General features: G+C 58.0%; 1 protein-coding gene. It reads left to right on the top strand.

Annotation, left to right across the window (positions count from 1 at the left end; all coding sequences use genetic code 11):
• Positions 1-264, top strand: a 264-nt coding sequence (locus SB847_RS21365; RefSeq protein WP_410578662.1) for an MFS transporter, incomplete at both ends; no start/stop codon positions are given.

Here is a 264-nt window from a genome sequence, read left to right as displayed (position 1 = left end):
GGAACCTTTTCCCTGGTCCTGCCTGAAGGTACCGGGCGCGGCTTCGTTATCCTCGCCCTGACCATCACCTTCCTGGCGTTCCAACAAGGAGCTATCTCTCCGGTGACGTGGTTGATGTTGTCGGAGATTTTCCCCTTGCGGATCCGTGGGCTGGGCATGGGAGCCTCGGCCTTCGTGCTCTGGATCATCAACTTCCTCGTCGGTTTTGGGTTCCCGCAGCTGCTTGCAGCCATAGGACTGTCCAGTACCTTCTTCACATTTGCC

The sequence above is a fragment of the Bacillus sp. SIMBA_026 genome (assembly GCF_046535335.1).
Classification (GTDB): domain Bacteria; phylum Bacillota; class Bacilli; order Bacillales; family Bacillaceae; genus Bacillus; species Bacillus velezensis.
Note: the sequence above shows the minus strand (reverse complement) of the source record. Positions and strands in the feature narration are given on the sequence as shown.